We start from the raw sequence: 25,710 nt of genomic DNA on the forward strand, positions 1-25,710 counted from the left end.
ACCGCTCGCGAGCGTTTCTCGCCCGCCGCCCGCGAGTCCGCCTCGTCCCCCCTCCGCGAGTGAGTCTCACCGCTCGCGAGCGATTCCCGCCCGCCGCCCACGAGTCCGTCTCGTTCCCCTCCGCGAGTGAGTCTCGCCCGCGAGCTCGAGCCGCCCGACCCGCTACACTCGCAAACAGTGTACCGCGAGCACCCAGCCCCGCCCGAGCTCGCGGACCTCGTCGACGCCTTCTGGACCCGCACCGTCGACGCCCCCCAGCACGACCGCAGCTACCGCGTCCTCCCTGACGGCTGCATCGACGTGATCGTGCACCTCGTCGGCGCCCCGCGGATCGAGGTCGTCGGCACCATGACGCGCGCCCTCCTCGTCCCCGACACCGCCTCCGACATCGTCGCCGTCCGCTTCCGCCCCGGGGCCGCGCGCGCCTTCTTCACCGTGCCTGCCGACGCCCTCACCGACGCCCGCGTCCCCGTCGATGCGCTCGGCTGGCCTGCCGCCGCGCTCCTCGACGTCCTCGCCACCCTGCCCGACGCCCGCGCCCGCGTCCACCACCTCGCCCGCGTGCTGCTCGCGCATCGCCGCCACCCCCTCGACCCGCTCGTCGCCCGCGCCACCCGGGCCCTCGCCCAGACGCGACCTCCCAGCATCGCCGAGCTCGCCGACACTCTCGGCATCACCCGCCAGTCGCTCGCTCGCCGTGTGCGCCAGGCCGTCGGCGTCGGCCCCAAAGAGCTCGCCCGCGTCTTGCGCCTGCAACGAGCCGCCCTGGCCCTGCGCGCCGCCCCGCGCGACCACGCCGCCCTCGCCTGCGAGCTCGGCTACCACGACCAGGCCCACTTCATCCACGAGATGCGCGCCCTCGGCGGCCTCACCCCCGGCGCCTACGCCCGCACCCTGGCGCCGACCGACCCCTCGTGACCCCGCCATCACCTGTCCCCTCGGACAGCTCACTCGCGTCGCCCCATCACCTGTCCCCTCGGACAGCCTACTCGCGCCGCCGTCACCCCGCCACCCCGTTCTCCAGGCCCCCCGGACAGCCCTCTCCCGCGGCCGCACGCCCCGCGCACCATTTTTACAATCCCCGCCGCGCCCCCTGTGGCATCCCTCGGCCGTGCAGATCCATCGCATCACCCCCGTCCTCGTGGTCGAGTCCGTCGAGCAGTGCCTGCCCTTCTGGACCGACCGCCTCGGCTTCGAGAAGACCGCCGAGGTCCCCCACGAAGGTCGGCTCGGCTTCGTCATCCTCACCGCCGGCCGCACCGAGGTCATGCTGCAGAGCATCGCCTCGGTGCGCGACGACTTCGCCGGCAACGACGAAGGCCCGCACCGCGCCTCCCTCTTCATCGAGGTCGACGACCTCCCCGCCCTCCAGCGCGCCCTCGGCGACTGGCCCCGCCTCGTCGACCAACGCGACACTTTTTACGGCACCCGCGAGACCATCGTCCGCGACCCCGCCGGCAACGACCTCGTGTTCGCCCAGAAGCTCGCCTGAGCCTCGCCGCACCTCGAAGTGCCAGCATTCACCCGCAGACCGCCCCACATTGCGGGCAGGCGGTCTCCGGGCTCTGCCGCATCTCGGTCCTCCGCAGCGCGACCCCATCACCCGCTCACTCCCGCAACGCAATCGTCTCCGCGAGCAGCACCTGACAGCGGACGCCCACCAGCCTCATGTGTGCCTCCGAGGCGTGCCCCCGCGCGCCGCGCGATCCCTGCTCCGCAATCGCCTCTGCAGCGCCACCCTCGCAGCGGACGCCCGCCAGCCCCGCTCGCCTCCGACGCGTGCCCCGCGATCACCGGCTCACGCGCGCAACGCGAACGCGATCCCGTCCGCCAGCGTCGCCAGCGTTGCGATCCCGCTCAGGTCCACGCCGAGCGTCACAAGCGTCTGCGCCACCTCCGGGCTGATGCCCGTCAGCACCACGCGCGCCCCCACCAGTCGCGTCGCACCGGCCGCCTGGACCAGCGCGCGCGCCACCTCCGTATCCATCACGCGGATGCCCGTGATGTCGAGGATCGCCGTGTGCGCTCGATGTTCGCCGATCCCGTGCAGCAGATTGTCGACGATCTGACTCGCCCGCTCCGCATCGATCGCCCCCACCAGCGGCACCGCCAGCACCCCCGCCGCGATTGGCAGCAGCGGCGTCGAGAGCTCGCGCAGCGCCTCGCGCTGGGCCGCGATCATGCGCTGCTGCTCCAGCTCTTGCAGCTTGCGGTCGGTGATGTCGGTCATGAACCCCCCGATCCCGATCACCTTCCCTGACTCGTCGTACACCGGCAGTTTCACCGCCGAGAAGTGCCTACGCCCCTTCGGCGTCACCACCTCTTCCTCGTAAGCCAGCGGCACCCCGCTCTCCATCACCTTCAGCTCGTCCGCGCGGACCTGCTCCACGAACTCGGGCGGCATGATCACCTCGTCCCCGCGCCCGTACATGTCCGCCAGCGTCTTCCCGCTGTCGCGCGCGAACGTGTGATTGATGAATTGGTAGCGGAACTCCGTGTCCTTGAGAAACACGAGGCTGGGCACGCTGTTGACCAGCGCCAGCACCCGCTCGAGCGTCGCCTGCGGATCGGGCTCGCGGAGCCCCTCTTCTCCCGCGCGCGTCCCCTCGTCCGATCGGTCAGCCATGACACCCCTCCCGGGCCCTCAGTCCTACGCCAGCGACCGCGACGGAGCAAGCGCGCCAAGAGCGACCTCCCGCTCACGCGCCGACCGCCGACAAGAACACCGCTCCGCTTCAGCAGCCCCCCGAGGCGCAATCACCGTAACCGCGCGAACCCGCGCCGCTACCATCAATCCACATGTCGCCGATGACATGGCCGCGTTCCCCGCAACCTGCAATCGAGGTCGCCACGATTCACGGCCATTGACCTGAGAAGCGACGCACGCGCCCGCTCCGCACCGCACATTGCTGTAGCCGGGCCACCATCACCCGAGTCGCGATGCACGCGTCGCTTCCCCGCTCGAAGCGGGCAACCGAGCTCATCGATAACCCACTCGCCAGTCGCTTCATGGAAGGCACACCGGAATAGCGACAGCTACCCGGGACACGAGAACCCGGTCGCCAGCGCCGCAGACAACTCGAGCTCGTAACCCTCGCGAGTCATACTCGCCCTCGACCCCACGGCGCCCATCGGCGATGCCCCCAACCCGCATCGGGGGCACGGCCGTCGCTCACATGGGCGTTTCGAGCTCGCTGCGCGCCCTGCCGCGCCGACGCGATGATTCGCATTGGTGCGCCCCCCGACCCGTCTGATGCATCTCCGTCCCTACCCCATGCCGCCGTTCATCTCCCGTCCGACGATGAACGACCCGCCTGCCCCTCTTATTCCCGGCCTTCGACGCCTCGGACGTCACGGCACGTCGTGCTCGTACCCGAAGAAGTAGTGCCGCCCGCTGTTGAACGGCGTCTCGAGCACCATCGCTTCCAGCGGCCCGAACGCGATGCCGTTGGGGTACGTGACATGGCTGAAAAAGACCCCCGGTTCGAACACACGATTGAACGCGACCCGATCTGGCCCACGGCGGAGCCGCCCCGTGACCACCTGGCTGCCCTCGTTGACGAGCGTCCACGCCGTCAGCACGAATATCTTGCCCGCGGGAACCTCGTACACGGTCTGAATCGGTGTGGCTCCTGACTCGAAATAGATGTTTCGCAGCTCACCGGCGGTGACACAGCAATTCTCTGAAGGCATCGCGTCTCCTTTCATCCATCGGCTCGATGCGCGACCATCTGCGCTCGACACGCCGTGACCTTAACATGCCGCCACTCCCCACGCAATGCTTGTATCCGTCCACCACCACGCGCCCACCACGTTGTCTGAAGTTTGGCGACATAGCCCACCCAACTACGATTGGGGCCATCCATTTCTCTCTTCGTGGCCTCTATCGAGACCTGGTCCCATTCGTGCAACTCGCGCACTCCCTCGATCGGAGCCCTGAATGCTTCAGCAGCACCCGAGATTGCCCGACGGTCCACGCAACGCCCTCTAGAGTGGTTCTCTTCCGCCGCCGGCCGCTCTCGCACCAGCGACTCATCGCGCATCTCGGGCGAATTCAGACCTTGCCGACGGCTCGATCGAGATGCTATAGCCGTGCATCGACGAAAACGGGGTTCCTGCGGGGAGCCCGCGGTTAGGTGTACTGACCCTCTGAATGGGTCTGAAGGATGTATTGCGTATGACGAATGCGATCCGTGGGAAGGTCACGAGTTCCGGCAGTGGATATAGCCCCCTCACCAATGTGAGGGTGGAGATGGCGTTGGATGTCGGCCTGGAATTCGAACCTCGGCCGGCAGTAGGCCGTTCGTCGGGAGATCTCCCGCCCGGGATGGCGATGACCACATCCACCGGATTCTTTGCGATCCCTCTGGCCGATGAAACAGTCGAGACCCTCCTCGGCGACCGCCGCCACCGGGAAGTGTTATTCCGCGTCTACGACGACCAGGGGATCGTCATCGGCACACAGACGGTCTACGTCTCCCGTGCGTTGGTTCGCGGCAACCAGTCTGTCCACCTCACCGCCAACCCTACCTACACCCCCGTCACCGGGGCACCGATGTTCTCGGTCAGCGGCTTCGTGACGCAGGCCGACGGCATCCCGGTGATCGGGGCGAGCATCAAGGTCTACAAGAGGAAGCTGCGCGGCGAGGACGAAGTCGGCACAGGCACCAGCGGCTCCGACGGCCGGTTCATGATCCGCTATCCCGGCACTGCGGGCGGTCACTCCGATTTCGGAGACTTCACCATCTATGTCGAAGCCAACGCGATCGATGCGATCACCTCCGACTTCTGCAACCCGCCCGCCGACCTCACCGTCCGTCTGGTCCCGAACAACGCCCGTTACGTCGGAAAATCAAACTACGACCGCGACTACGCCATCCTGAGTGATCTGCTCCACTCCATTACCTTTGACGAGCTCAAACCTGATGACGTCCGATTCATGCAATGCCGGACCGAGCTCGATCGCTCAGTCGTCACCACGATGGCGCGCGCGCATGCCCTGAGTGAGAAGTACCCCACGCTCTCGCCCCAGGTCTTCGTCGCGTTCGCCCACGCAGGTATCCCTCTCTCGACCACCTCGGTCACCGGCCTCTCCGCGACCGAGATCACGCAGGCCATCACCCAGGCCGTCGCGGACAACGTGGTGCCGCCGACGCTGACGGCACAAATCCCTACGATCATCACAGAGCTCGGCGACGCTCGCGTCGATCGCGTCGTCCCAGAGGATGGCGAGTCATCCACTCCGGTCGGTGCGATCCTCATCGCGGCCGGGCTGCCTGAAGGTAAGCCCCGTGACTTCGCCCGTGCGTACGGGGCACACACCGGCACCGCAGAGCTGTTCTGGCAAGAACTACGGGTGCGCGACGGCTTTGACGACGCCCTCGTCGATAAGATCCAGTTTGCGCTACAAGTCGGCTCCATCTCCGGCGGCCATGAGCCATTGATCACGTACCTCGACGGTAAGCGCACCGCGGGCGATTTCAGCCGCGCCGCAGACCTCGCGCGACTGAGCGAAGATGAGTGGGTAACCGTGCTGGGGGAGACCGTCGGCAGCGGCCCTGTACACACACCCGACGGCGTTCCAGGCGACACCACCACCGCGCAACGGGAGAACTACGCCGCCGCGATGGCCCGTATGCTCGCGGATCTCTACCCCTCGGCGCATCTCGCCACCCGTCTTCCGGCAGGGTCGGTGACCTCCGACATCCCCAGGTTCCTGTCGAACAACCCGGACTTCAGCTTCGACCGCACGCACGTCAAATCGTTCTTGACGGACGCAAACGAGGTGCCGGAGCCGGGCCCTGAATTCAACGCCTTGCGGGAGGATCTGCTCAAGGTCCAGCGCGTCTTTGCAATGTCGCCCCGCTACGGCCGCACCGAGACCGCCGTCGCCCTGCTCTCCGAAGGCGTTACATCCGCCGCGCAGATCCGCAGCATGGGCTACGCCGCTTTCAAGGCTCAGTTCAGCGCCTCCCTGGACGCCAGGACCCTCGACGCGACCTATCAGAAGGCCGAGAAGATCGCCACCACCGCGGTCAACTCATGGCTGTTCACGCGGCCGGAGATGCACTTCCCGCCGCTCGCCGCCGTTCCGACGCCCCGCTCCAGCAATCCGGAAATTCAAGCCAAGCTGGACAGCCGCGACTACTGCGCCTGCCCCCCGTGCGAATCGGTGCTCGGGCCTGCGGCCTACTTCCTCGACATCATGCAATTCCTCTACCGGCGAACGCCGTCGGGTCCAGGCATCATGTTCTGGCTCGCCTCGCATCGCCCGGAACTGCTGTTCGTCGACCTGAGCTGCGAGAACTCCGACACGCCGCTCCCGACGCTGGACCTCATCAACGAGGTGCTGGAGTCGCGAGCCCACGGCCTCCTCGGTGTCTCCGGCTCGCCGAACAACGACCGCCAGACCGCGTGGAGCGCGGACGACCTGCTCGTCTATCCCGAGAACATCCACCTCGGCGTATACGCGAAGCTCGCCGACCCGGCCAAGGCCTGCTTCCCGCTCAACCTCCCGTTCGACCTGCCTCACGCAGAGGCCAAAGCGTACCTGCAGGCGATGGGCACCTCTCGCCTGGAGATCCAGGACGCGCTCGAGTGGTTTCAGGACCTCGACGCTCATCAAGCGTACCGGGTCGACGAGCGCCTCAACCTGGCTCCGGGCGCCGGCAACATCGTCCGCTTCGCCACCCTGCACGACGAGGACCTCGAGACCCTCTGGGGCTTCGCCCTCGGCGACGCGACGTGGCTCACCAAAATCAACAAGGTCGAGACCTTCCTCGAGCGGACCGGCCTCACCTTCGACGAGCTCAAGGAATTGCTGCTGACCCGGGACCTCGCCGGTAACGTCGAGATCTGGTTCGACACACCCTGCAGCTTGAAGAACGCGAAATTCGTCGACTCCGCCAACACGGAGAACAATGGCCTGACCTGGATCCGCCTGGAGATGCTGCAGAGCTTCCTCCGGCTCAAGCGCTCGCTCGGTTGGACCATCCCGGAGCTCGACGCGACGACCCGCGCGCTGTCCCTCCCCTTCATCTCCTCAGGCATGGACGGGCTCTCCAGCTTCCTGCGCTTGCGACAGCGCTTTCCGCAACTGCCCCTGCACGAGCTCCTCTCGTGGTTCGGCCCTCTCGACCGTATCAGCTACGGCGAAGGTAAGCCCTCGTACTACGACCAAGTCGTACGCCCGCGCGTGCTCCATCCGGCCTTCATCACCCTTGACGGAAGCACCACCCTCGGAGCGGTCAAGGACGAATTGCTTGCGGTGCTCCGCGTCGACGAAGCCTCGCTCGACGTGATCTACACCGCCACGGGTCTCACCGACGCCTCGGATCTCGACCACGCCAACCTCTCCAAGCTCTACCGTGTCGCTTCGATCGCGGCCGCAGTCGGGCTTTCGGTGCCCGACCTCGTCACCCTCACGAAGTACACGCCGAACCTCAATGCCGTACCGGGCGCCTTCGCGGGAACGCCGAGCGCGCTCGTCCGCGAGCTCATCGAGGTCGCCCTGGCCGTGAAGGCTTCCGGCTTCGCGGTCCCCGAGCTCGATTGGGTCCTTCGACACACCAACGCTCACACCTTCCACAGCGACGACATCAGCGTGATGCGGGTCCTGATCGGGCTCATCGTCGCGCTCCAGCAGGCCGAGAGCGCTCACAAGCAAAGCCTGCCGCCGGACCACCTGCCTCTGCTCGAGCAGATCGAGGCGATGTTGGTGCGCCCGCTGCCCCCCGAGCAGATCCGCGACGCGATGAGGTTCATCCGCAAGGAGACGAATCCGCTCCCCACGGATTATCAGGCCGTGCGCCGGGCGCTCCTGTTCTTCCTGCCTGATAGCAGCTCCGCTGCCGAGGAATTCGACACGAGCTTCGAGGAAGCCGAGAGCGTGGAGGCACGCGCCGAGCTCCTCGTCCCGGAGTTGAAGGCCTGGCTCCGTCGCCAGGTTCTGGAACGCGTCGTCGTCCAGCAGCTGTCCGTCGCTTGCTCGCTCGACGTGGCCGAGACCGACACCCTGTTGCGCAAGTTCGACGCGGGGAGCGCACTTACCACATTCACTTCGGATGTCTTCTTCGCCAAGGACTCGTTCGACTCCGACGCGGACGCACCGCTGGTCCAGGAGCGGACGTTCCCGCGGATCTTTCTCAGCCGAAGCGCGGTCTGGCCGGCGGCCGAGGTGTATCGCGGGCTCCTCAAGGTCGCCCGGATCTCGACTCGCTTCCGGTTGGGTCCCGATCTGCTCCGCTGGTTGCTGCTGCAGACCGACGCGCAGGTCGACCTCCCGAACCTCGTCAGTCTCAAGTCTGCCCTCGTCGGCTCCGCTCTGTACGACGGCTACGCCGGCTGGAATTGGCTGCGCCGCGCCGTCCGTCTGCGAGACTCGCTGCTGGCCGACAGCTCCGTCCTCACCGATATCCTGACGAAATGCTTCGCCACGAGCGGATTCGACAAGGCTCTCGCCCTCGAGACTCTCGCGCTGTCGGCCGGGTGGGATCTTACCCTCCTCCAGGCCTTCGAAGCCTCCGAAGCCATCACCCAGCTTGAACTCAAGCGCCTCGACCCCATCGAGGGGTTCGCCGCGGCCTTCCGGCTGTCCGCTCGGCTCGGTGTGCATCCTTCCACCTTGCGTGACTGGGCCAAGCAGCCGATCGACAGCGACAAGGCCGCCGCGATCCGCAGCGCAGCCCGGGCGAAGTTCGACGGACCCGCGTGGACCGGCGTGGCGCGGCCGATCCGTGACCGCCTGCGCGTGCAGCAGCGCGACGCTCTCGCCGACTTCATCGTGCACAAGCAGAGCCTCAAGAGCCGTGAGGATCTGTTCGGGCTGCTGCTCATGGACGTCGACATGGCGCCGTGCAACCGCACGACCCGCCTGCTGTTCACCACCGCGGCCGTGCAGCTGTTCGTCCAGCGCGCCCTGATGGGCCTCGTCGAGAACGTCATCCTGTCCGACGAGGACGCCGCCGAGTGGGCGTGGATGAAGCGCTACCGCGTCTGGGAGGCGAACCGGAAGATCTTCCTCTACCCCGAGAACTGGGTCCTGCCCGAACTTCGTGACGACAAGACACACCTGTTCAAGCAGTTCGAGGAAGCCCTGAGCCAGACCGAGATCGACGAGGCAGCCGTCGAGCGGGCCTTCGTCCGCTACCTGGAGGGGCTCCGCGACATCTCCCATCTCCAGCCGAGCGGCATGTTTCACGAGGTGGAAGCCGGCGTCCTCGAGCGCATGCACATCTTCGCCCACAGCCACGCCGACCCCTCCAAGCTGTTCTACCGACGACGCGAGAACAACGCCTACTGGACCGCGTGGGAGGAGCTCCCCTTCCAGGTCGACCACCAGGGCGTCCTCCCCATGGTCCTGAACCGCCGCCTCATGCTCGTCTGGCCGCACATCGACGTCCGGACGAAGCAGAAGCCGGAGATCGACAACAACGCGACGACCGTGCCTAAAACCACCGAACTCCCCGAGGTCAGTCTCCACTGGGTCGAGCGCATGAATGACGCATGGAGCGGCGTCTTCGTCTCTGATGACCGCGTGCTGCTCGACGTCTACCGACACGATGTGAACGATTTCACGGTTCACAGGTCGGACCTCCGGCTCTTCTCGGAGTTCATCGGTCGCGATGTTCTCATCTGGGCCACGGCGCCGAGTCTCTTGACCGACAAGCACTTGACCGCCCGTTTCACTCATATGCCATGCAGACAGACATTCCGCTCGATCGGAAAATGGCCCAGCAAAAAGCCGAAGACCAGGATCTCGGTAGAGAATGCTGACAACAGGTGGAGTTTTCAACATGTGTCGGTTCATCCGAAGACCATCAATTCTTCGCACGGACTCAAACTCCAGGGTCCGAACGGAGGGTATCGCCCGCCAGTCCTGAAGTGCCAGGATAAACTTTCGACCGTGCTGTTCCCGGCGCAACAGGCATTTCAAGACGTCACCCGGCCGTTCATCTTCGCCGACGAGGATGTCGCCCTGTATATCGATCATTTCGACCCTGGACACAGCGACGCTTCCCCCGACGCTCATCTCCTGAAGGGAGGCGGCCCTCACGGTCTCATCCCTTATTTCGGGGCCGCTGGGGTCACGACCGAGTACCAGCCGCCCCCGGTAGACACGGATGTGATCGACGAACTCTCCGGCGGCGACAACATCATCACGAAAAGTACCTGGACCTCGGACGACTGGGAAAACGGCTACGTCGCTGTCCCCTTCTATCACCCGTACGCCTGCCTCTTCATCGAGCGAGTGCGCCGGTTCGGCGTGGGTGGCCTCCTGGATCCGATCGTCGCTGCGCAGATCGGCAATGGCTCGTTGCTCTACCAGGCCATCGATCGTCCGTTGAAGGATGGTCACGACTACTTCGACGGCGTCACGACTCTGGAGACGCCCCTGCCCACCGCGACCATCGACTTCTCGGACCGCGGCGCCTACAGCGTCTACAACTGGGAGATCTTCTTCCACATCCCGATGCTCGTCGCCGACCGCCTCATGGCCGAGCGTCGCTTCGCCGAAGCTCAGCGCTGGCTCGGCTTCGTCTTCAACCCGCTGCGCAAGCCCACGGCGCTCGAGGATGACAAGGTGCATTTCTGGGGCTTGAAGCCGTTCCGCGAGGCCTCGGAGAATCACTCCATCGATTGGCTGCTGCAGCTCCTCCACTACGAGGGTTCGGACCCCGATCTCAAGGCGAAGAAAGCGGACATGCTCGTCCAGATCGAGCGCTCGCGGACCAATCCGTTCCGTCCGCACGACCTCGCACGGTCCCGGCCGACCGCCTACATGCGCTCGGTGGTGATGAAGTACCTCGACAACCTCATCGCCTGGGGTGACGACCTGTTCCGCCAGGACACGCGCGAGAGCACCCAGGAAGCGGCGCAGCTCTACATCCTCGCCTTGCAGATCCTCGGCCGCCAGCCGCGGAAACTCGATGACGAAGATCGGTCCGACAAAAACTGGAGCGAGGCCCAGGAGTCGATCGACGACTTCTCGAACTTCCTGGTCGAGCTCGAGAACGAGATGACCGGCATCAGCGGGAAGGATTCCATGATCCCGCACGACATGATGGCTCAGGCCGATTATCAGGCCAACTACATCGATGATTACAAATTCGTCTACGTCAATTCTCCCGTCTCGCAGTCGATCGTGAGCGAACCGCCGACCTTCACGCCCTGCCAGCCGATGTCCTCGCTGAACGCGTTCGCAGCCGGCCCCGACGACGGTCCGACGAACACCCGGCTCTACTTCTGCATCCCCCCGAACGACAAGCTCCTCGGCTACTGGGACACCGTCGCCGACCGGCTGTTCAAGCTGCGCAACTGCCTCAACATCGACGGGATCCGCCGCGACCTCTCTCTCTACGACCCTCCGATCGACCCGGCCCTGCTGGCCCGCGCGGTCGCCCAGGGCATCGATATCGGCACCGCGATCAGCAACCTCTACGCCCCGCTGCCTCATTACCGTTTCCTGCCCCACCTCTCGATCGCCAAGGACTTCGCCGCTCAGGTCAGCAACCTCGGCGCAGCCCTCTTGCAAGCGCTGGAGAAGCGCGATGCAGAGGCGCTGGCCATCCTGCGCAGCACCCAGGAGGTCGACCTCCTCAAGCTCGTCCGTGGCGTCAAGGAGCAGGCCATCCGCGAGGCGGAGGAGAACCTGGAGGCCCTGCGGAGGAGCCGCGCCGTCGCGGCGCACCGCGAGCAGCACTACAGCTCGCGCCAGTACATGAACGGTTTGGAGACCCGGGAGGTCGCGCTCTCCCTCGAGGCCTCCAACGACGAACAGGCGGCCGCCAAGCACCACCGCAGCGCGGCGAGGCTGGTCGCGCTGGTTCCGGGTGTGTCGGTGGGCTTCAGCGGCGCCTGGCCCACGGTCTCCTTCTCCAGCGGCGGCTCCGCCTTCGCCTGGCCGCAGCAGAAACAGGGCGACGACCGGGCCACGGACGCGCAGGCGAAGAGCCGCGAGGCCGCCCGCACCGCTACCCAGGCGTCATACGTCCGGCGTAAAGAGGAGTGGGACTTCCAGGCTGCGCAGGCGGCTGCCGACATGCTGCAGATCGACGCCCAGATCACCGCCGCGGAGATCCGCAAGCAGATGGCCGAGCTCGAGCTGGGCAACCACATCAAGCAAGCCGAGCAGGCCGCCGAGACGCTGGAGTTCATGCGATCGAAGTTCTCCAACGCCGAGCTCTACTCCTGGATGAGCAGCGAGATCGGCAAGGTCTACCACCTCGCCTATCAGCTCGCGCTCGACCTCGCCCGCCGCGCCGAACGCTGCTACCGCTACGAGCTCGCGGTCCAGGCGGATACGCCCGAATTCGTCCAGTTCGGCCACTGGGATAACCGGCGCCAGGGCCTCTTGGCCGGTGAAAGGCTCGCCCACGACATTCGCCGCATGGAGGCCGCTTTCTACGAGCACAACGTCCGCGAGTACGAGCTCACCAAGCGGATCTCCCTGGCCAGCCTCGACCCCGTGGCCCTGATCGCTCTGAGGAAGACCGGCGCCTGCCACTTCAACCTCCCGTCGGTCATCTTCGACCTCGATCACGCGACTCATTACCTGCGCCGCATCAAACTGGTCGGAGTCTCGATGCCGGCCGTCACTGGTCCTTACACCAACATCGGCGCCACGTTGACGTACGAGTCCGGTGAGATTCGCTACACCGCGGACGGCGTAATGGAAGCGGGGACCGGTGCATCACAGGCTGTCGCCATCAGCGTCAACCAGGAGGATACTGGTCTGTTCGAGCCGAACCTCCGCGACGAGCGATACCTGCCGTTCGAAGGGCGCGCGCTCGAGGACAGCAAGTGGCGCCTCGCTCTACCCGAGAAGCTGCGACAGTTCGACTACGAGACCATCTCGGATGTCATATTGACGGTGCGCTACACGGCACGGGAGGGCGGCTCGACGACCTTCGACCTCGTGAATCCGGGGCTGCAGGGCGCCCTGGACAACTTGACGCGCGAGGAATCGAGCGGGAACCTCGCGGGGCAGGTCCAGATCTTCAGCGCCCGGGCGGAGTTCCCGGAGGCATGGCGAGCCTTCGTCGCCGACGGAGCCAACGGCGAAGCCATCCTCGACCTCGATCTCGGGGAACAGCGCTTCCCTCACCCGCAGTCCCCCCTCGGCACGCGAACCATCCAGGGCGTCCTGCTCTTCGCGCGCTGGGCCTCCCACGAGGACATCGCGCCCGCTCCGGACTCCCCGATCTTCGAAGACTCCGTGCTCAAGGCCGGAAACACGCCGATCGGCGCTCCGTTCAGCTTCACCAACTTCCACGATGGAGAGCCCGGCGAGGGCGGCAAGCACAACTATCTCTGGCAGGCCGTCCCTAATCTCACACCGCCGCAAGCGCTCGGCGCCTGGAGCCTCACGGTTCCGGGTTGGTCCGGGGGACATGCTCCCGAGGATCTCATCATCGTCGTCGCACACAAGGTGAGCTGATTCAATCCAGCGGGCGGGGGAGGGTGAAATCATGGCAATGAAGCGCGACAACGACACTTCGGGCGGCCGCATGACCAATCCATCGGCCACCCAGAAGAGCGGCAACCAACCGACCGAAAGCGCGGCCCGCCCGAGCGGCCACCGAGCGGGCCCAGGGCCCTCGCCCGCCGTCTCGAGCAAGCCTCAAGAAACCCGCGAGGCCAGCCCCGGCGCCGCTGCTTCCGCCGGCACTGGCCAGCAAAACTCGCAATCACCCGCCCCCGCCGCCCCCAACCCCTCCGAGCTCGCCCCCTCGATCTCCCTCCCCAAGGGTGGCGGTGCTCTCAAGAACATCGGCGACAAGTTCGAGGCCAACGCCTTCAGCGGCAGCGGCGGTATGAGCATTCCGATCGCCGTCTCGCCGGGCCGCGGCCTCGCCCCGACCCTCGCTCTCGGCTACAGCACCGGCGCCGGCAATGGCCCCTTCGGCATGGGCTGGCAGCTCTCCGTCGCCTCGATCTCCCGCAAGACCGACAAGGGCCTCCCGACCTACGACGACGCCGCCGAGGCCGACACCTTCCTCATCTCCGACGCCGAGGACCTCGTCCCTCTGCTCGAAGAGGACGGCGGCGAGTGGACCCGCAAGGTCTTCACCCAGGAAGGCCACCGCGTCCACGCCTATCGTCCGCGCGTCGAGGCCGGCTTCGCCCGCATCGAGCGCTGGGTCCACCTCGGCACCGGCGACGTCCACTGGCGCACCTGGTCGCGCGACAACGTGCGCAGCACCTACGGCAGCGCTCCGACCAGCCGAATCGCCGACCCCGCCGACCCTGCTCGCGTCTTCACCTGGCTCATCGACCAGACCAGCGACGACCGCGGCAACATCGTCCGCTTCGAATACAAGCAGGAGGACCTCGACGACGTCGACCTCGAGAGCCTCGAGGAGCACGAGCGCCTCGCCGTCACCCAGGCCCAGGCCCAGCGTTACCTCAAGCGCATCTATTACGGCAACGCTACCCCCTACGTCGCCGACGATTGGCACTTCGAGGTCCTCCTCGACTACGGCGAGCACGACCCCCACGGCACCGAGACCGGCACCTGGCCGGCGCGCCCCGACACCTTCTCCAACTTCCGCGCCTGCTTCGACGTCCGCACCCGGCGGCTGTGCCGGCGGATCCTCATGCTCCACCACTTCGAGGAGTTGCCCGTCGATCCGTACCTCGTCGCCGCCACCGAGCTCACCTATTCCGAGAACCCGACCGCCACCCTCCTGACCGCCGCCAGGCACCGGGGCTATGTCTATTCCAGCGGCGCGTATTCCAACAAGACCTACCCCCCCGTCGAGTTCACCTACAGCACCGCCCAGATCGATCCGACCCTCCGCCTCGTCGACAACGACACATTAAAAGATGTCCCCGGCGCGCTGGGTGGTCGCTTCGAACTCGTCGACCTCGACGGCGAGGGCTTGCCCGGCCTCCTCACCGAGCAGGCCGGTCACTGGTATTACAAGCGCAACGAAGGCAACGGCACCTTCGGCCCCCTGCGCAGCCTCCCGAGCCTCCCGAGCAACGCCCGCCTCGGCAGCCAGCGCCTCCTCGACCTCGACGGCGACGGCGCCCTCAGCCTCGCCAGCTTCTCCGGCCCCGCGCCCGGCTTCTACGAGCGCCCGCTGCCGACCTGCGGCGCCGCTGCCGAGGACTGGCGACCGTTCCGCAGCTTCCGCGCCGTCCCCAACATCGACCTCAACGCTCCCAACGTCCAGCTCCTCGACATCAACGGAGATGGTCTCGCCGACATCCTCGTCTGCGAGGACAACCGCTTCATCTGGTACCCCTCCGAAGGTCACGACGGTTACGGCGAGCCCCGCGTCCTCTCGCGTCCCCGCGACGAGCGCGTCGGCCCCCAGCTGATCTGGACCGACCCGCAGCAGGCCATCTATTTCACCGACATGACCGGTGACGGCCTCGCCGACATCGTCCGCGTCCGCAACGGCTCCGTCGTCTACTGGCCCAACCTCGGCTACGGCCGCTTCGGCCGCCAGATCGGCATGCGCGGCGCCCCCGTGTTCGACCGCCCCGACCGCTTCCGCGCCGATCGCCTGCGGATCGGCGACATCGACGGCAGCGGCACCACCGACCTCGTCTACGTCCGCCAGGACGGCGCCCGCCTGTGGCACAACCAATCCGGCAACAGTTTTTCAAACGCCGTCCAGGTCGACATCCCGCCGGTCGACAGCCTCTCCTCCGTCCAGCTCGCCGACATCCTCGGAAAGGGCACCGCCGCCCTCGTCTGGTCGACCGACCTGCCGCATCGCCAGGGCACGCATATCGCCTTTGTCGACCTCATGTCGGCCGGCAAGCCCTACTTGATGCTTTCTTCAAAGAACAATATGGGCGCCGAGACCCGGGTCGAATATGCCCCATCGACCAGGTTCTATCTCGAGGATCGCGCCGCTGGCCGGCCCTGGAAGACCCGCCTCCCGTTCCCCACCCACGTCATCGAGCGCGTCGAGGTCCGCGATCACGTCACCGGCCACACCTTCGTCCAAAAGTATCGCTATCACCACGGCTACTTCGATGGCCCCGAGCGCGAGTTCCGTGGCTTCGGCATGGTCGAGACCGAGGACACCGAGTCCTGGGCCGACTACAACGCGCCCAAGCTGTTCCCCACCGGCCACCAGATCGTCGGCGAGGAATTGCACAGCCCGCCGGTCCTCACCAGGACCTGGTACCACACCGGCGCCTACCTCGGCGGCACCAGCCTCGCACACTGCTACAGCGACGAGTACTACAGCGACAAAACCCTCGAGAACCCGGCCGGGATCGCCATCGATCTGCACGAGACCCTGATCCCCGCCGGCCTCACCCCGGTCGAGAACCGCGAGGCCGTACGAGCCCTCCGTGGCCGTCCCCTGCGCGTCGAGGTCTACGGCCTCGACGGCAGCCCCGCCCAGGCCCACCCGTACAGCGTCGCCGAGAGCAACTTCGCCGTCCGCCTGCTGCAGCCCCGCGACGGCGACCAGCACGCCGTCTTCCTCGTCCACGACCGCGAGTCGCTCTCCTATCATTATGAGCGCGATCCATCCGAACCGCGGGTCTCGCACTCGGCCGTGCTCGAGGTCGACGATTTCGGCAACCCGGTCCGGTCGGTCAGCGTCGCCTACAAGAAGCCCGTCCTCCTCGGTTCTGAAGCCGAGCAGCTCGTCACCAGCGTCGTCCTCACCGAATCCGACCTCCTCAACGTCGACGACCAGCCCGACAGCTATCGCCTCGGCGTCCCGGTCGAGCTGCGTTCCTACGAGCTCCACGGCCTCGCAGGCGACCCTTCCGACCCCTTCACCCACGCCGAGCTGCTCGCCCACGCCGACGCCGCCACCGAGCTGCCCTATCACGGACTCGTCACCCCCGGCGCCAAGAAGCGGCTGCTCTCGCGCGCCCAGGTCTATTATTATTCCGACAACCTCGCCGCGCGCCTGTCCCTCGGGCAATGTGGTCTCCGCGCCCTGCCCTACGAGACCCTGACCCTCGCCTTCACCCAGGCCCACCTCGACCTCGTCTTCACGAACGGCGAGCTCACCGGCCTCGACCTCGAAACCGAGGGCGGCTACCGCGAGGACGGCGGCCGCTGGTGGCGCCCGAGCGGCCGCGTCCTCTTCGACGCCGCCCACTTCTACCGCGTCACCGAGTCCCGCGACATCTTCGGCAACGCCACGACCTTCACCCACGACGCCCACAGCCTCCTGATCGAGGCCGCCGAGGACGCCCTCGGCAATACCATCAGCGCCCACAACGACTACCGCCTCCTCGCCCCCGACCTCGTCACCGACCCCAACGGCAATCGTCAGGCCGTCGCCTTCGACGCCCTCGGCATGGTCATCAAGACGGCCGTCATGGGCAAGGTCAGCGACAGCGACGGCGACACACTGACCGACCCGACCGTGGAGATCGAGTACGACCTCACCGTCATCCCGTCGGTCGTCCACACGATCGTCCGCGAGAACCACGGCGCCGGCAACCTGGCCTTCCAGCACAGCTACGCCTACTCCGGCGGCCTCGGCCAGGTCGTCCTACAAAAGGCCCAGGCCGAGCCCGGCCTCGCGCCCAAGCGCGACGGCAGCGGCGACCTCGTGTTCGACGGCGGCGACCTCGTGTTCGAGGACACGTCTCCAAATCCGCGCTGGGTCGGCAACGGCCGCGTCATCGTCGACAACAAGGGCAACCCCGTCAAGCAGTACGAGCCCTTCTTCGACTCGAGCCCCGCGTACACCGACGAACAGGAGCTCGTCGAATGGGGTGTCACTCCGTTCATCCACTACGACCCCGTCGGTCGCATGATCCGCACCGACCTGCCCGATGGGACTTTTATTAGAGTCGCCTTCACGCCGTGGCAGCAGGTCGCGCACGACGCCAACGACAACGTCCTCGCCAGCGACTGGTACGCCGAGCGCGACGCCCTGGTCGGAGGCACGCCGCACAACGACGGCGAGAAGTACGCCGCCCTGCACACCGAGCCCCACGACGGCACCCCCACCGTCACGCTGCTCGACAACCTCGGCCGCCCCTTCCTCGTCATCGCCGACAACGGCCTCGACGAGAACGACGACCCGCTGAAGTTCGAGACGCGCACCAACCTCGACATCGAGGGCAACACCCTCGAGGTCGAGGACGCCCGGGGCAACACCGCCGAGACCAACACCTTCGCGCCCGGCGGTCTCCAGCTCAAGACCCACAGCCTTGATGCCGGCACCCGTCTCGCCCTGCCCAACGCCCTCGGCGCCCCGCTGCGCGCCTGGGACAGCCGCGACAACGTGCGCCGCTGGACCTACGACGTCCTGAGCCGCCCGACGCATGCCTATCTCGCGCACGCGGCCGACCCCGAGGTCCTCCAGCAGCGCATCGTCTACGGCGAGAGCCTCGGCGTCACCGCCGACACCACCAACCACCTCGGCCAAGTCTACCGCGTTTATGACAGCGCCGGCGTCCTCACCAGCGTCGAGTACGACTTCAAGGGCAACCTCCTCACCACCGAACGCCGCCTCGCCGAAGACTACACCACCGCGCCCGACTGGATCGACCTCGCCCCCGAGACCGACCCGGCCCTCATCCACGCCGCCGCCGCGCCCCTGCTCGAGGCCGAGACCTTCACGACATCCTGGACCTACGACGCCCTCAGCCGCGTCCGCACCCAGACCACGCCCGACGACAGCGTCACCACCCAGGCCTTCGGCGTCGGCGGCATGCTGCAGTCCGTCGCCGTCAACGTCCGCGGCGCCGTCGCAGCCACGGACATCGTCACCAACATCGACTACAACGCCCGCGGCCAGCGCCTCCTCATCGCGTACGGCAACGGCTCGTCCACTGATTACGCGTACGATCCTCTCAACTTTCGCGTCACTCGCATTCACACCACTCGCCCCAACCCCGATCCCGACCTTCGCACCGTCCAGGACCTGCGCTACCACTACGACCCCTCCGGCAACATCGCCCGGATCCGCGACCAGGCTCAGCAGGGCGTCTTCTTCGACAACGCCTACGCCGATCCCACCCAGTCCTTCGTCTACGACGGCCTCTACCGCCTCATCTCCGCCACGGGCCGCGAGCACGCCACCCTCACCATGCCCACCGCCGAGGGTTTCGCGCCCATTGCGCACCCGCAGGACATCCAGGCCCAGCGCAACTACACCCAGCGATACACCTACGACCCGGTCGGCAACATCCTGCGGATGAAGCACGAGTCCGGCATGTCAGTTGTCTGGGAGCGCGGTTACGCCTACCATCTCGGAGGAAACCGGCTGCAGGCCACCAGCGACCCCCTCGACGACATCGACGACCCGCTGAGCTACACCGTCCCTTACACGCACGACGCCCACGGCAACATGACCGCCATGCCCGCCATCCCCGGGGGCCTCACCTGGGACCACGACGATCGCCTGCAGAGCAGCGATTCCATCGGCGGCGGCACGACCTACTACGTCTACGACGGCGCCGGCCAGCGCGTCCGCAAGGTCCACGTCAACCTCTCGGGCTCCACCAGCAAGCAGCGCCTCTACTTCGGTAGCTGGGAGACCTACCGCGAGCACAAGAACATCAACACGACCAACGACCTTGACCTCGAGCGCGAGACCCTCCACGTCCACGACGACCACGGCCGCGTCTGCCTCATCGAGACCAAGACCGTCGACACGGGCGCCCCCGTCGTCACCCCCGCCAACGTCGCACGCTACCAGTACTCCAACCACCTCGGCACCGCCAACCTCGAACTCGACGAGGACGCCGACGTCATCAGCTACGAGGAGTTTCATCCCTACGGCACGAGCAGCTACCGGGCCGCGAACAGCGCCATCGAAGTCAGCGAAAAGCGCTACCGCTACACGGGTCAAGAGCGCGACGAAGAAACCGGCCTCGCCTACCATGGCGCGCGCTACTACGCCCCCTGGCTAGCGAGATGGACGGCCTCTGACCCGATTGGGTTGGGTGGAGGGATGAATAGGTACGCGTATGTGTGGGGAAATCCAGTAAGGCTGGTGGATCTGGAGGGCACCACGCCTAGCGAGCGAGGATATGTAGAGCGATTCTTTGACTGGGTCCTCCCCAAGAGCGTTCAAGTCAATGTCAATGCGCCATCGGCCCCGCCTCCCTCCGATCTGGGGGGTGCAGCAAGGCGAAACTTGGGGTGGCAGAGCTCGCCTGAACGGGGCCCGCACCCCGGTGACAGTGCTTGGGGGATGGGAAGGCATCAGTCTCCGCCAAGTCGGCATGAGGCGATAGCGAGGAGTCTGGCCCTGAGCCCGCTCGACGCAATCGATGCGTTTGTCAACACGCCCCATGAAATTGGGGTGGCATTGGATGGCGTGAACAGAGGAGATGCCAGAGCTGCCGTCCTTGGAGGTCTTGGAGCTGTCACCGGAGGTTTGGTTGCAGCGGGTGCTGGCGGCATCATGAGAAACATTCGCCTTCCACGCGGCCTTTCCAAAGGAAATGTATCCGGAGGCAAGAGGAGCGCCGACGTCGTCCCAGCCGGAGTTGCCGATAATGCGGAAGTGAAGGGCTCCGGAGCGTCCGATCCCCAGCGGGCGACTCTAAGCAAAAAGCACCCCACGCCTGCGGAACCGAAGTCGGTTACGCCTTTTTCACCCGAGAAGCTGAATCGAATAGTGGCTGCGCTCGCAAAACGCAATCCTCCTACTCGATTCGTACAAGGTGACGCGGCTAAAGCTTCCCTTAAGAAAGAGGGAGCCGCCGCGATGTATAGCCCCATGGAGGGCGGGCCTGGCGGCACCGTCTTTCTCCGCGACAACCCCTCCGCCCCTGAAGTCGTGGAGGAACTGATTCATTTGGGGCAGGCTCGGTCGATTGCACGTCAAGAGGGGCAATGGCGAAACTTTACGTACGAGGAGGTCCCAATTGTTGAGATTGAGGCGCAGCGCAAGTTGATCCAACTCGGCCGGACTCTGCGTTGGACCAAATACGAAGAGCAAATTACCAAGGCCAATCTGGTAGATTGGCGCGCCCTCGCGAGGCAGGATAAGCAGGCCGCAAAGGCAGGGAAGCCATGACAATGGTGACAAGGATCAAAATTCTGAACGCAGAGCGTGAGGAGAACAATGGCCGCGTCGAGTGGTCGGTATGGCTAACCCGTATCGAGGGGGGGGACATTCGGAGCGGCATGAAGTTTAGAGATTCTTCCGGAGAGATCTGGGTTCTGGGCAACATTTACACCTTTCCAGCTCGCATGCTGCGCGTATATCCTGGCGGCAGAGCCTACACAATGTTGCCTGCAACTAGGAACGCAGTTCTCCAGAAAGGAGACGTTCTGGCCTTAGTTCCTCCTGACGCGTTCTCGCCCGCGGAGTGACGATCAGGAACGCGATGGCCCGAGGCCGAGATCCAGGGGTTCCGAAGCTGACCGAGGTACTCACCGACCTCGACCAATGGCGGGAGATGTCTGAACGCTGGAAGAGCGGCGCGTCGGAGACTGACATCACGGGATAGAGAGCCTTGGCTCGCCGTCCTGTCGTGCTCACGCTCGCTCGTGATGTCTCGACGGCCGATGCAGCCGCGAGAGAGCGACCGGTCACAGCGGCTCGATGGTCACGTGCGCGACGCCGAGGCGGAGGAGGCCGGCGCCGAGGCGGCGCTCGATCACCCGCGCGGGGTCCGGGACGCCGGCCTGGGTGAACTGCAGGCGGATGCGGTGGATGCTCAGGTGGAGGTAGCCGGCGTCGACCTTGAGCATCGTATCCGTCCGATTGACTGCGTCTCGCTCGACCCGGGGCGGGTCGGCTACACCGAGAGCGGATGCTTGCCCAGCGCGATACGGCGGAAGACGTTGGCGTCGAGCCGCTGCTGAGCCTCTGGCTTCTGGAGCGTCTCGCGCCAGGAGACGGGGGCGAGCTCGAGGATGCGGGAGCGCGGCCACGAGGGCAGCAGACAGAGGAGGTCGCGGAGGTAGCCGAGCGGCTCGATGGCGTGCATCTGGCAGCTTGCGAGCAGGGACACGAAGACGGTGTTGGCACGTGCGCCGTCGTCGCTGCCGACGAAGAGCCAGTTCTTGCGGCCCACGGCCTCGCGGCGGAGCGCGCGCTCGGAGATGTTGTTGTCGAGCGGCAGCCGTCCGTCGTCGAGGAAGCGGCGCAGGGCCGCCCGCTGGTTGCGAGCGTAGGTCAGCGCGGCGGCCAGCGGCGAGCCGTCGAGGGCGACCTCGGCCTGCGCGTCGCACCACGCGAAGAAGGCGTCGACGATCGGCGCCGAGACCTTCCGGCGCACCGATTCGCGCTTCTTGCGAGCCTCCTCGGCGAGCTTCTCCTCGTTTTTGAAGAGCTTGCGGATCAGCCCGAGCGCGTGCCTCGCCAGCTCCGGTTCGGTGCCCAGCGCCTTATAATAGTAGCGCCGACAGTGGGCCCAGCACGCGACCTCGACGACGCTGCCACGGGCGTAGAGGTGATCGTAGACCGAGTGCGCGTCGGCGACGAGGTAGCCCTCGTAGCCCGCGAGCAGGCGATCGACGGCCTCGCTGTCGTGCTTGTGCGAGAATCGATACAGCACGTGCCGGCCGGGCGCGACCAGCACCCAGAAGTGAGCCCGCTGGCACTGCTCGGACGCCTGCACGAGCACCCCCGTCGCGTCGACGCAGAGGTAGGGCGACCGGAAGGCGTCGGCCAGCATCGCCTCGACCAGCGGTTCGACGAGATCGGCGAGCTGTTGGGGCCAGCTGCAGATCGTCTGGCGCGAGAGCACGAGGCCCTCGCGGGCGTAGATCGCCTCCTGGCGGTGGCTCGGCATGTGGTCCTGCCAGCGCTGGACGATCGTGTGCGCAAGGAGCCCGGGGCCGGCCAGGCCGCGCTCGATCGGCCGCTCCGGCGGCGGCGCGATCACCACGGTCGGGCTCGCGGCTGTCTTTTGGGCCAGTAGCCGGTCCAGTTGTCCTCGGCCTTGGGCTCGGACAGCGCGAGGTGCCACTTGACGTCCCGATCGCCACGCGCGTAACCCTCGACATCGAGGGTTACAGCCTCGTCGTCACCGACGCCAACGAGAACACCGCCGAGACCAACACCTTCGCCCCCGGCGGCCTGCAGCTCAAGACCGAGAGCCAGGACGCCGGCACCCGCTGGGCCCTCCCCAACGCTCTCGGCGCCCCGCTGCGCGCCTGGGACAGCCGCGACAACATCCGCCGCTGGGCCTACGACGACCTCAACTGCCCCACTCACGCCTATCTCAAACACGACATCGACGACGAGGTCCTCCAGCAGCGCATCGTCTACGGCGAGAGCCTCGGCGCCAGCGCCGACGATACCAACCACCTCGGCCAAGTCTACCGCGTTTATGACAGCGCCGGCGTCCTCACCAGCATCGAGTACGACTTCAAGGGCAACCTCCTCACCACCGAACGCCGCCTCGCCGAAGACTACACCACCGCGCCCGACTGGATCGACCTCGCCCCCGAGACCGACCCGGCCCTCATCCACGCCGCCGCCGCGCCCCTGCTCGAGGCCGAGACCTTCACGACATCCTGGACCTACGACGCCCTCAGCCGCGTCCGCACCCAGACCACGCCCGATGCCAGCGTCACCACCCAGACCTTCGGCCTCGGCGGCATGCTGGAGTCCGTCGCCGTCAACGTCCGCGGCGCCCTGACTGCGACCGACATCGTCACCAACATCGACTACAACGCCCGCGGACAGCGCCTCCTCATTGAGTACGGCAACGGCTCGTCCACAGATTACGAGTATGACCCCAGGAACTTCCGCGTCACTCGCATTCACACCACTCGCCCCCGACCCCGACCCCGACCTGCGCGCCGTCCAGGACCTGCGCTACCACTACGATCCCGTCGGCAACATTGCCCGGATCCGCGACGAAGCCCAGCAGGGTGTCTTCTTCGACAACGCATACGCCGACCCCACCCAGTCGTTCCGCTACGACCCGTCCTACCGCCTCATCTCCGCCACGGGCCGCGAGCACGCCACGCTCACCATGCCCACCGCCGAGGGTTTCGCGCCCATTGCGCGCCCCCAAGACATCCAGGCCCAGCGCAGCTACACCCAGAAATACACCTACGACTCGGTCGGCAACATCCTGCGGATGAAGCACGAGTCCGGCATGTCGGTTGTCTGGGAGCGCGGTTACGCCTACCATCTCGGAGGAAACCGGCTGCAGGCCACCAGCGATCCCCTCGACGACATCGACGACCCGCTGAACTACACCGTCCCCTACACGCACGACGCCCACGGCAACATGACCGCCATGCCCGCCATCCCCGGGGGCCTCACCTGGGACCACGACGATCGCCTGCAGAGCAGCGATTCCATCGGCGGCGGCACGACCTACTACGTCTACGACGGCTCCGGCCAGCGCGTCCGCAAGGTCCACGTCAACCTTTCGGGCTCCACCAGCAAGCAACGCCTCTACTTCGGCAGCTGGGAGGCCTACCGCGAACACAAGAACATCAACACGACGAACGATCTCGAGCTCGAGCGCGAGACCCTCCACGTCCACGACGACCACGGCCGGATCTGCCTCATCGAGACCAAGACCGTCGACGCCGGCACCCCCGTCGTCACCCCGGCCAACGTCGCCCGCTACCAGTACAGCAACCACCTCGGCACCGCCAACCTCGAGCTCGACGACGACGCCGAGGTCATCAGCTACGAGGAGTTCCACCCTTACGGCACCAGCAGCTACCGCGCCGCCAACAGCGCCATCGAGGTCAGCGCCAAACGCTACCGCTACACGGGCCAGGAGCGCGATGAAGAGACCGGCCTCGCACGGCGCCCGCTATTACGCCCCCTGGCTAGCGAGATGGACAGCCGCCGACCCGATCGGCCTCGGTGGAGGTCCGAACCGATATTTGTACGTCAAATGTGCTCCCACTAGATTTGTCGATCCGACTGGCACGATAGAGCGCCCGAGTACAGCTGAGATTCAGCAGTACGAAAAGGACGCGGCCGAACACAATTCAGCTGTGCAGGCATGGCATGCCGAACTGGCCACGTCTGACTCGAGCCAACAAACTGCGGCCCGGCTTGATCGGGAGAGGATCTCGCTTGTTGATCGGGAGAACGTGTTATTGGATCGATGGCAGGATTTGGCAATTCGAAATGTGCTCGCAGACTTGGAGGACATGCGCACCCGGGAGTATAATGAAGGCAATGGAGACTCTTGGACGCTCGCCGGACGTACGGTGACTCGGCTCAATGGTGCGTTGAACTTCGCAGCGGGTGTTGCTGCGATGTATGGAACCGCTGGGTTGCCTTACTACTTGAAGCAGACTTTGCTCAAGCGAGCCTGACACAAGCAATTACCGGCGACATGGCCAGCACGGGACTTCGCGCAGGGACTAAGATTATTTCGACAGGGTTATTCGGAGGTAGTGAGCAAGAGGGAGAGACACACGGAGACATCGTTGAGCTGCTGTTTCCGTTGGGCCTTGGTGTCTTCCAGGCGGGTCGCCGAATTGGCGCAGCGCCTCCCAACAGCCCCCCCTCTCGCGGGCTTCCTTCGGGGGCGCGCGGTAGCTCTGCTGGCGGCGCAGATAAGGGAGGACGAAAGGTCTACCGGCACCTGAACCCGGATGACGTAGAGAACCTCGCTGCGGGGCGTGGCCTTTCTCCGAAGGGTACTCAGACGGATATCAGCGCGCACATCGAAGGCCAGCCAACTGGAAATATCTCGGCCTCCCTAACGCCAGAGGCAGCGGCACGCTTTGATTCGGGCAATGGCCTGGTGGAGATCGACGTGGACCTAGCAGCCCGTGGTGGAAGTCGCGGTAACCACGCTGCGAGGAATCTAGCGAAC

Annotated in this window: 11 protein-coding genes; 6 read left to right on the top strand and 5 right to left on the bottom strand. The window is 66.1% G+C overall.

Going from position 1 to position 25,710, the window contains the following annotated elements:
* The first annotated feature begins 177 nt into the window (after window positions 1–177).
* Window positions 178–918, top strand: a complete 741-nt coding sequence (locus tag POL25_RS33945) for a helix-turn-helix domain-containing protein (RefSeq protein ID WP_272090457.1) — start codon at window positions 178–180, stop codon at window positions 916–918.
* Window positions 919–1,111: 193 nt separating this feature from the next.
* Window positions 1,112–1,492, top strand: coding sequence for a VOC family protein (locus POL25_RS33950; protein WP_272090458.1), 381 nt, complete (start codon window positions 1,112–1,114; stop codon window positions 1,490–1,492).
* Between the two features lie 306 nt (window positions 1,493–1,798).
* On the opposite strand, the gene POL25_RS33955 is transcribed toward POL25_RS33950, so the two are convergent.
* Both POL25_RS33955 and POL25_RS33960 read right to left on the bottom strand, forming a co-directional pair.
* Entirely contained in the window at window positions 1,799–2,545 is a 747-nt protein-coding gene (locus POL25_RS33955) for a PAS domain-containing protein (protein ID WP_272090459.1), read from the bottom strand.
* An 806-nt stretch (window positions 2,546–3,351) separates the two neighbouring features.
* A complete protein-coding gene (locus POL25_RS33960) occupies window positions 3,352–3,693 on the bottom strand; it encodes a hypothetical protein (RefSeq protein WP_272090460.1) in 342 nt (113 codons plus the stop codon).
* Window positions 3,694–4,153: 460 nt separating this feature from the next.
* Here POL25_RS33960 and POL25_RS33965 point away from each other — a divergent pair, with 460 nt between their 5' ends.
* On the top strand, window positions 4,154–13,438 hold the full coding sequence (locus tag POL25_RS33965; protein ID WP_272090461.1) for a Tc toxin subunit A-related protein: 9,285 nt from the start codon (window positions 4,154–4,156) through the stop codon (window positions 13,436–13,438).
* A gap of 31 nt (window positions 13,439–13,469) precedes the next feature.
* Window positions 13,470–20,972 (top strand): SpvB/TcaC N-terminal domain-containing protein, encoded by a 7,503-nt coding sequence (locus POL25_RS33970; RefSeq protein ID WP_272090462.1) that lies wholly within the window; start codon window positions 13,470–13,472, stop codon window positions 20,970–20,972.
* 518 nt (window positions 20,973–21,490) lie between these two features.
* Here POL25_RS33970 and POL25_RS33975 read toward each other — a convergent pair.
* From POL25_RS33975 to POL25_RS33985, 3 genes are read right to left on the bottom strand one after another with little or no spacing between them, the layout of a single operon-like run.
* On the bottom strand, window positions 21,491–21,652 hold the full coding sequence (locus POL25_RS33975; RefSeq protein ID WP_272090463.1) for a hypothetical protein: 162 nt from the start codon (window positions 21,650–21,652) through the stop codon (window positions 21,491–21,493).
* Window positions 21,653–21,699: 47 nt separating this feature from the next.
* A complete protein-coding gene (tnpC, locus tag POL25_RS33980; RefSeq protein ID WP_272090464.1) occupies window positions 21,700–22,794 on the bottom strand; it encodes an IS66 family transposase in 1,095 nt (364 codons plus the stop codon).
* On the bottom strand, window positions 22,788–23,678 hold the full coding sequence (locus POL25_RS33985; RefSeq protein ID WP_272090465.1) for a hypothetical protein: 891 nt from the start codon (window positions 23,676–23,678) through the stop codon (window positions 22,788–22,790). The genes tnpC and POL25_RS33985 overlap by 7 nt, the downstream gene beginning before the upstream one ends.
* Here POL25_RS33985 and POL25_RS33990 point away from each other — a divergent pair.
* Together POL25_RS33990 and POL25_RS45070 are read left to right on the top strand one after the other, a co-directional pair.
* Window positions 23,644–24,789, top strand: coding sequence for an RHS repeat domain-containing protein (locus POL25_RS33990; protein ID WP_272090466.1), 1,146 nt, complete (start codon window positions 23,644–23,646; stop codon window positions 24,787–24,789). The two genes, POL25_RS33985 and POL25_RS33990, sit on opposite strands and share 35 nt — an antisense overlap.
* Window positions 24,734–25,204 carry an RHS repeat-associated core domain-containing protein gene (locus POL25_RS45070; protein WP_373372139.1) on the top strand — a complete coding sequence of 157 codons (471 nt, stop codon included), beginning with the start codon at window positions 24,734–24,736 and terminating at the stop codon, window positions 25,202–25,204. The genes POL25_RS33990 and POL25_RS45070 overlap by 56 nt, the downstream gene beginning before the upstream one ends.
* Window positions 25,205–25,710: the final 506 nt, after the last annotated feature.

The sequence above is a fragment of the Nannocystis bainbridge genome (assembly GCF_028368995.1).
Classification (GTDB): Bacteria; Myxococcota_A; Polyangia; order Nannocystales; family Nannocystaceae; genus Nannocystis; species Nannocystis bainbridge.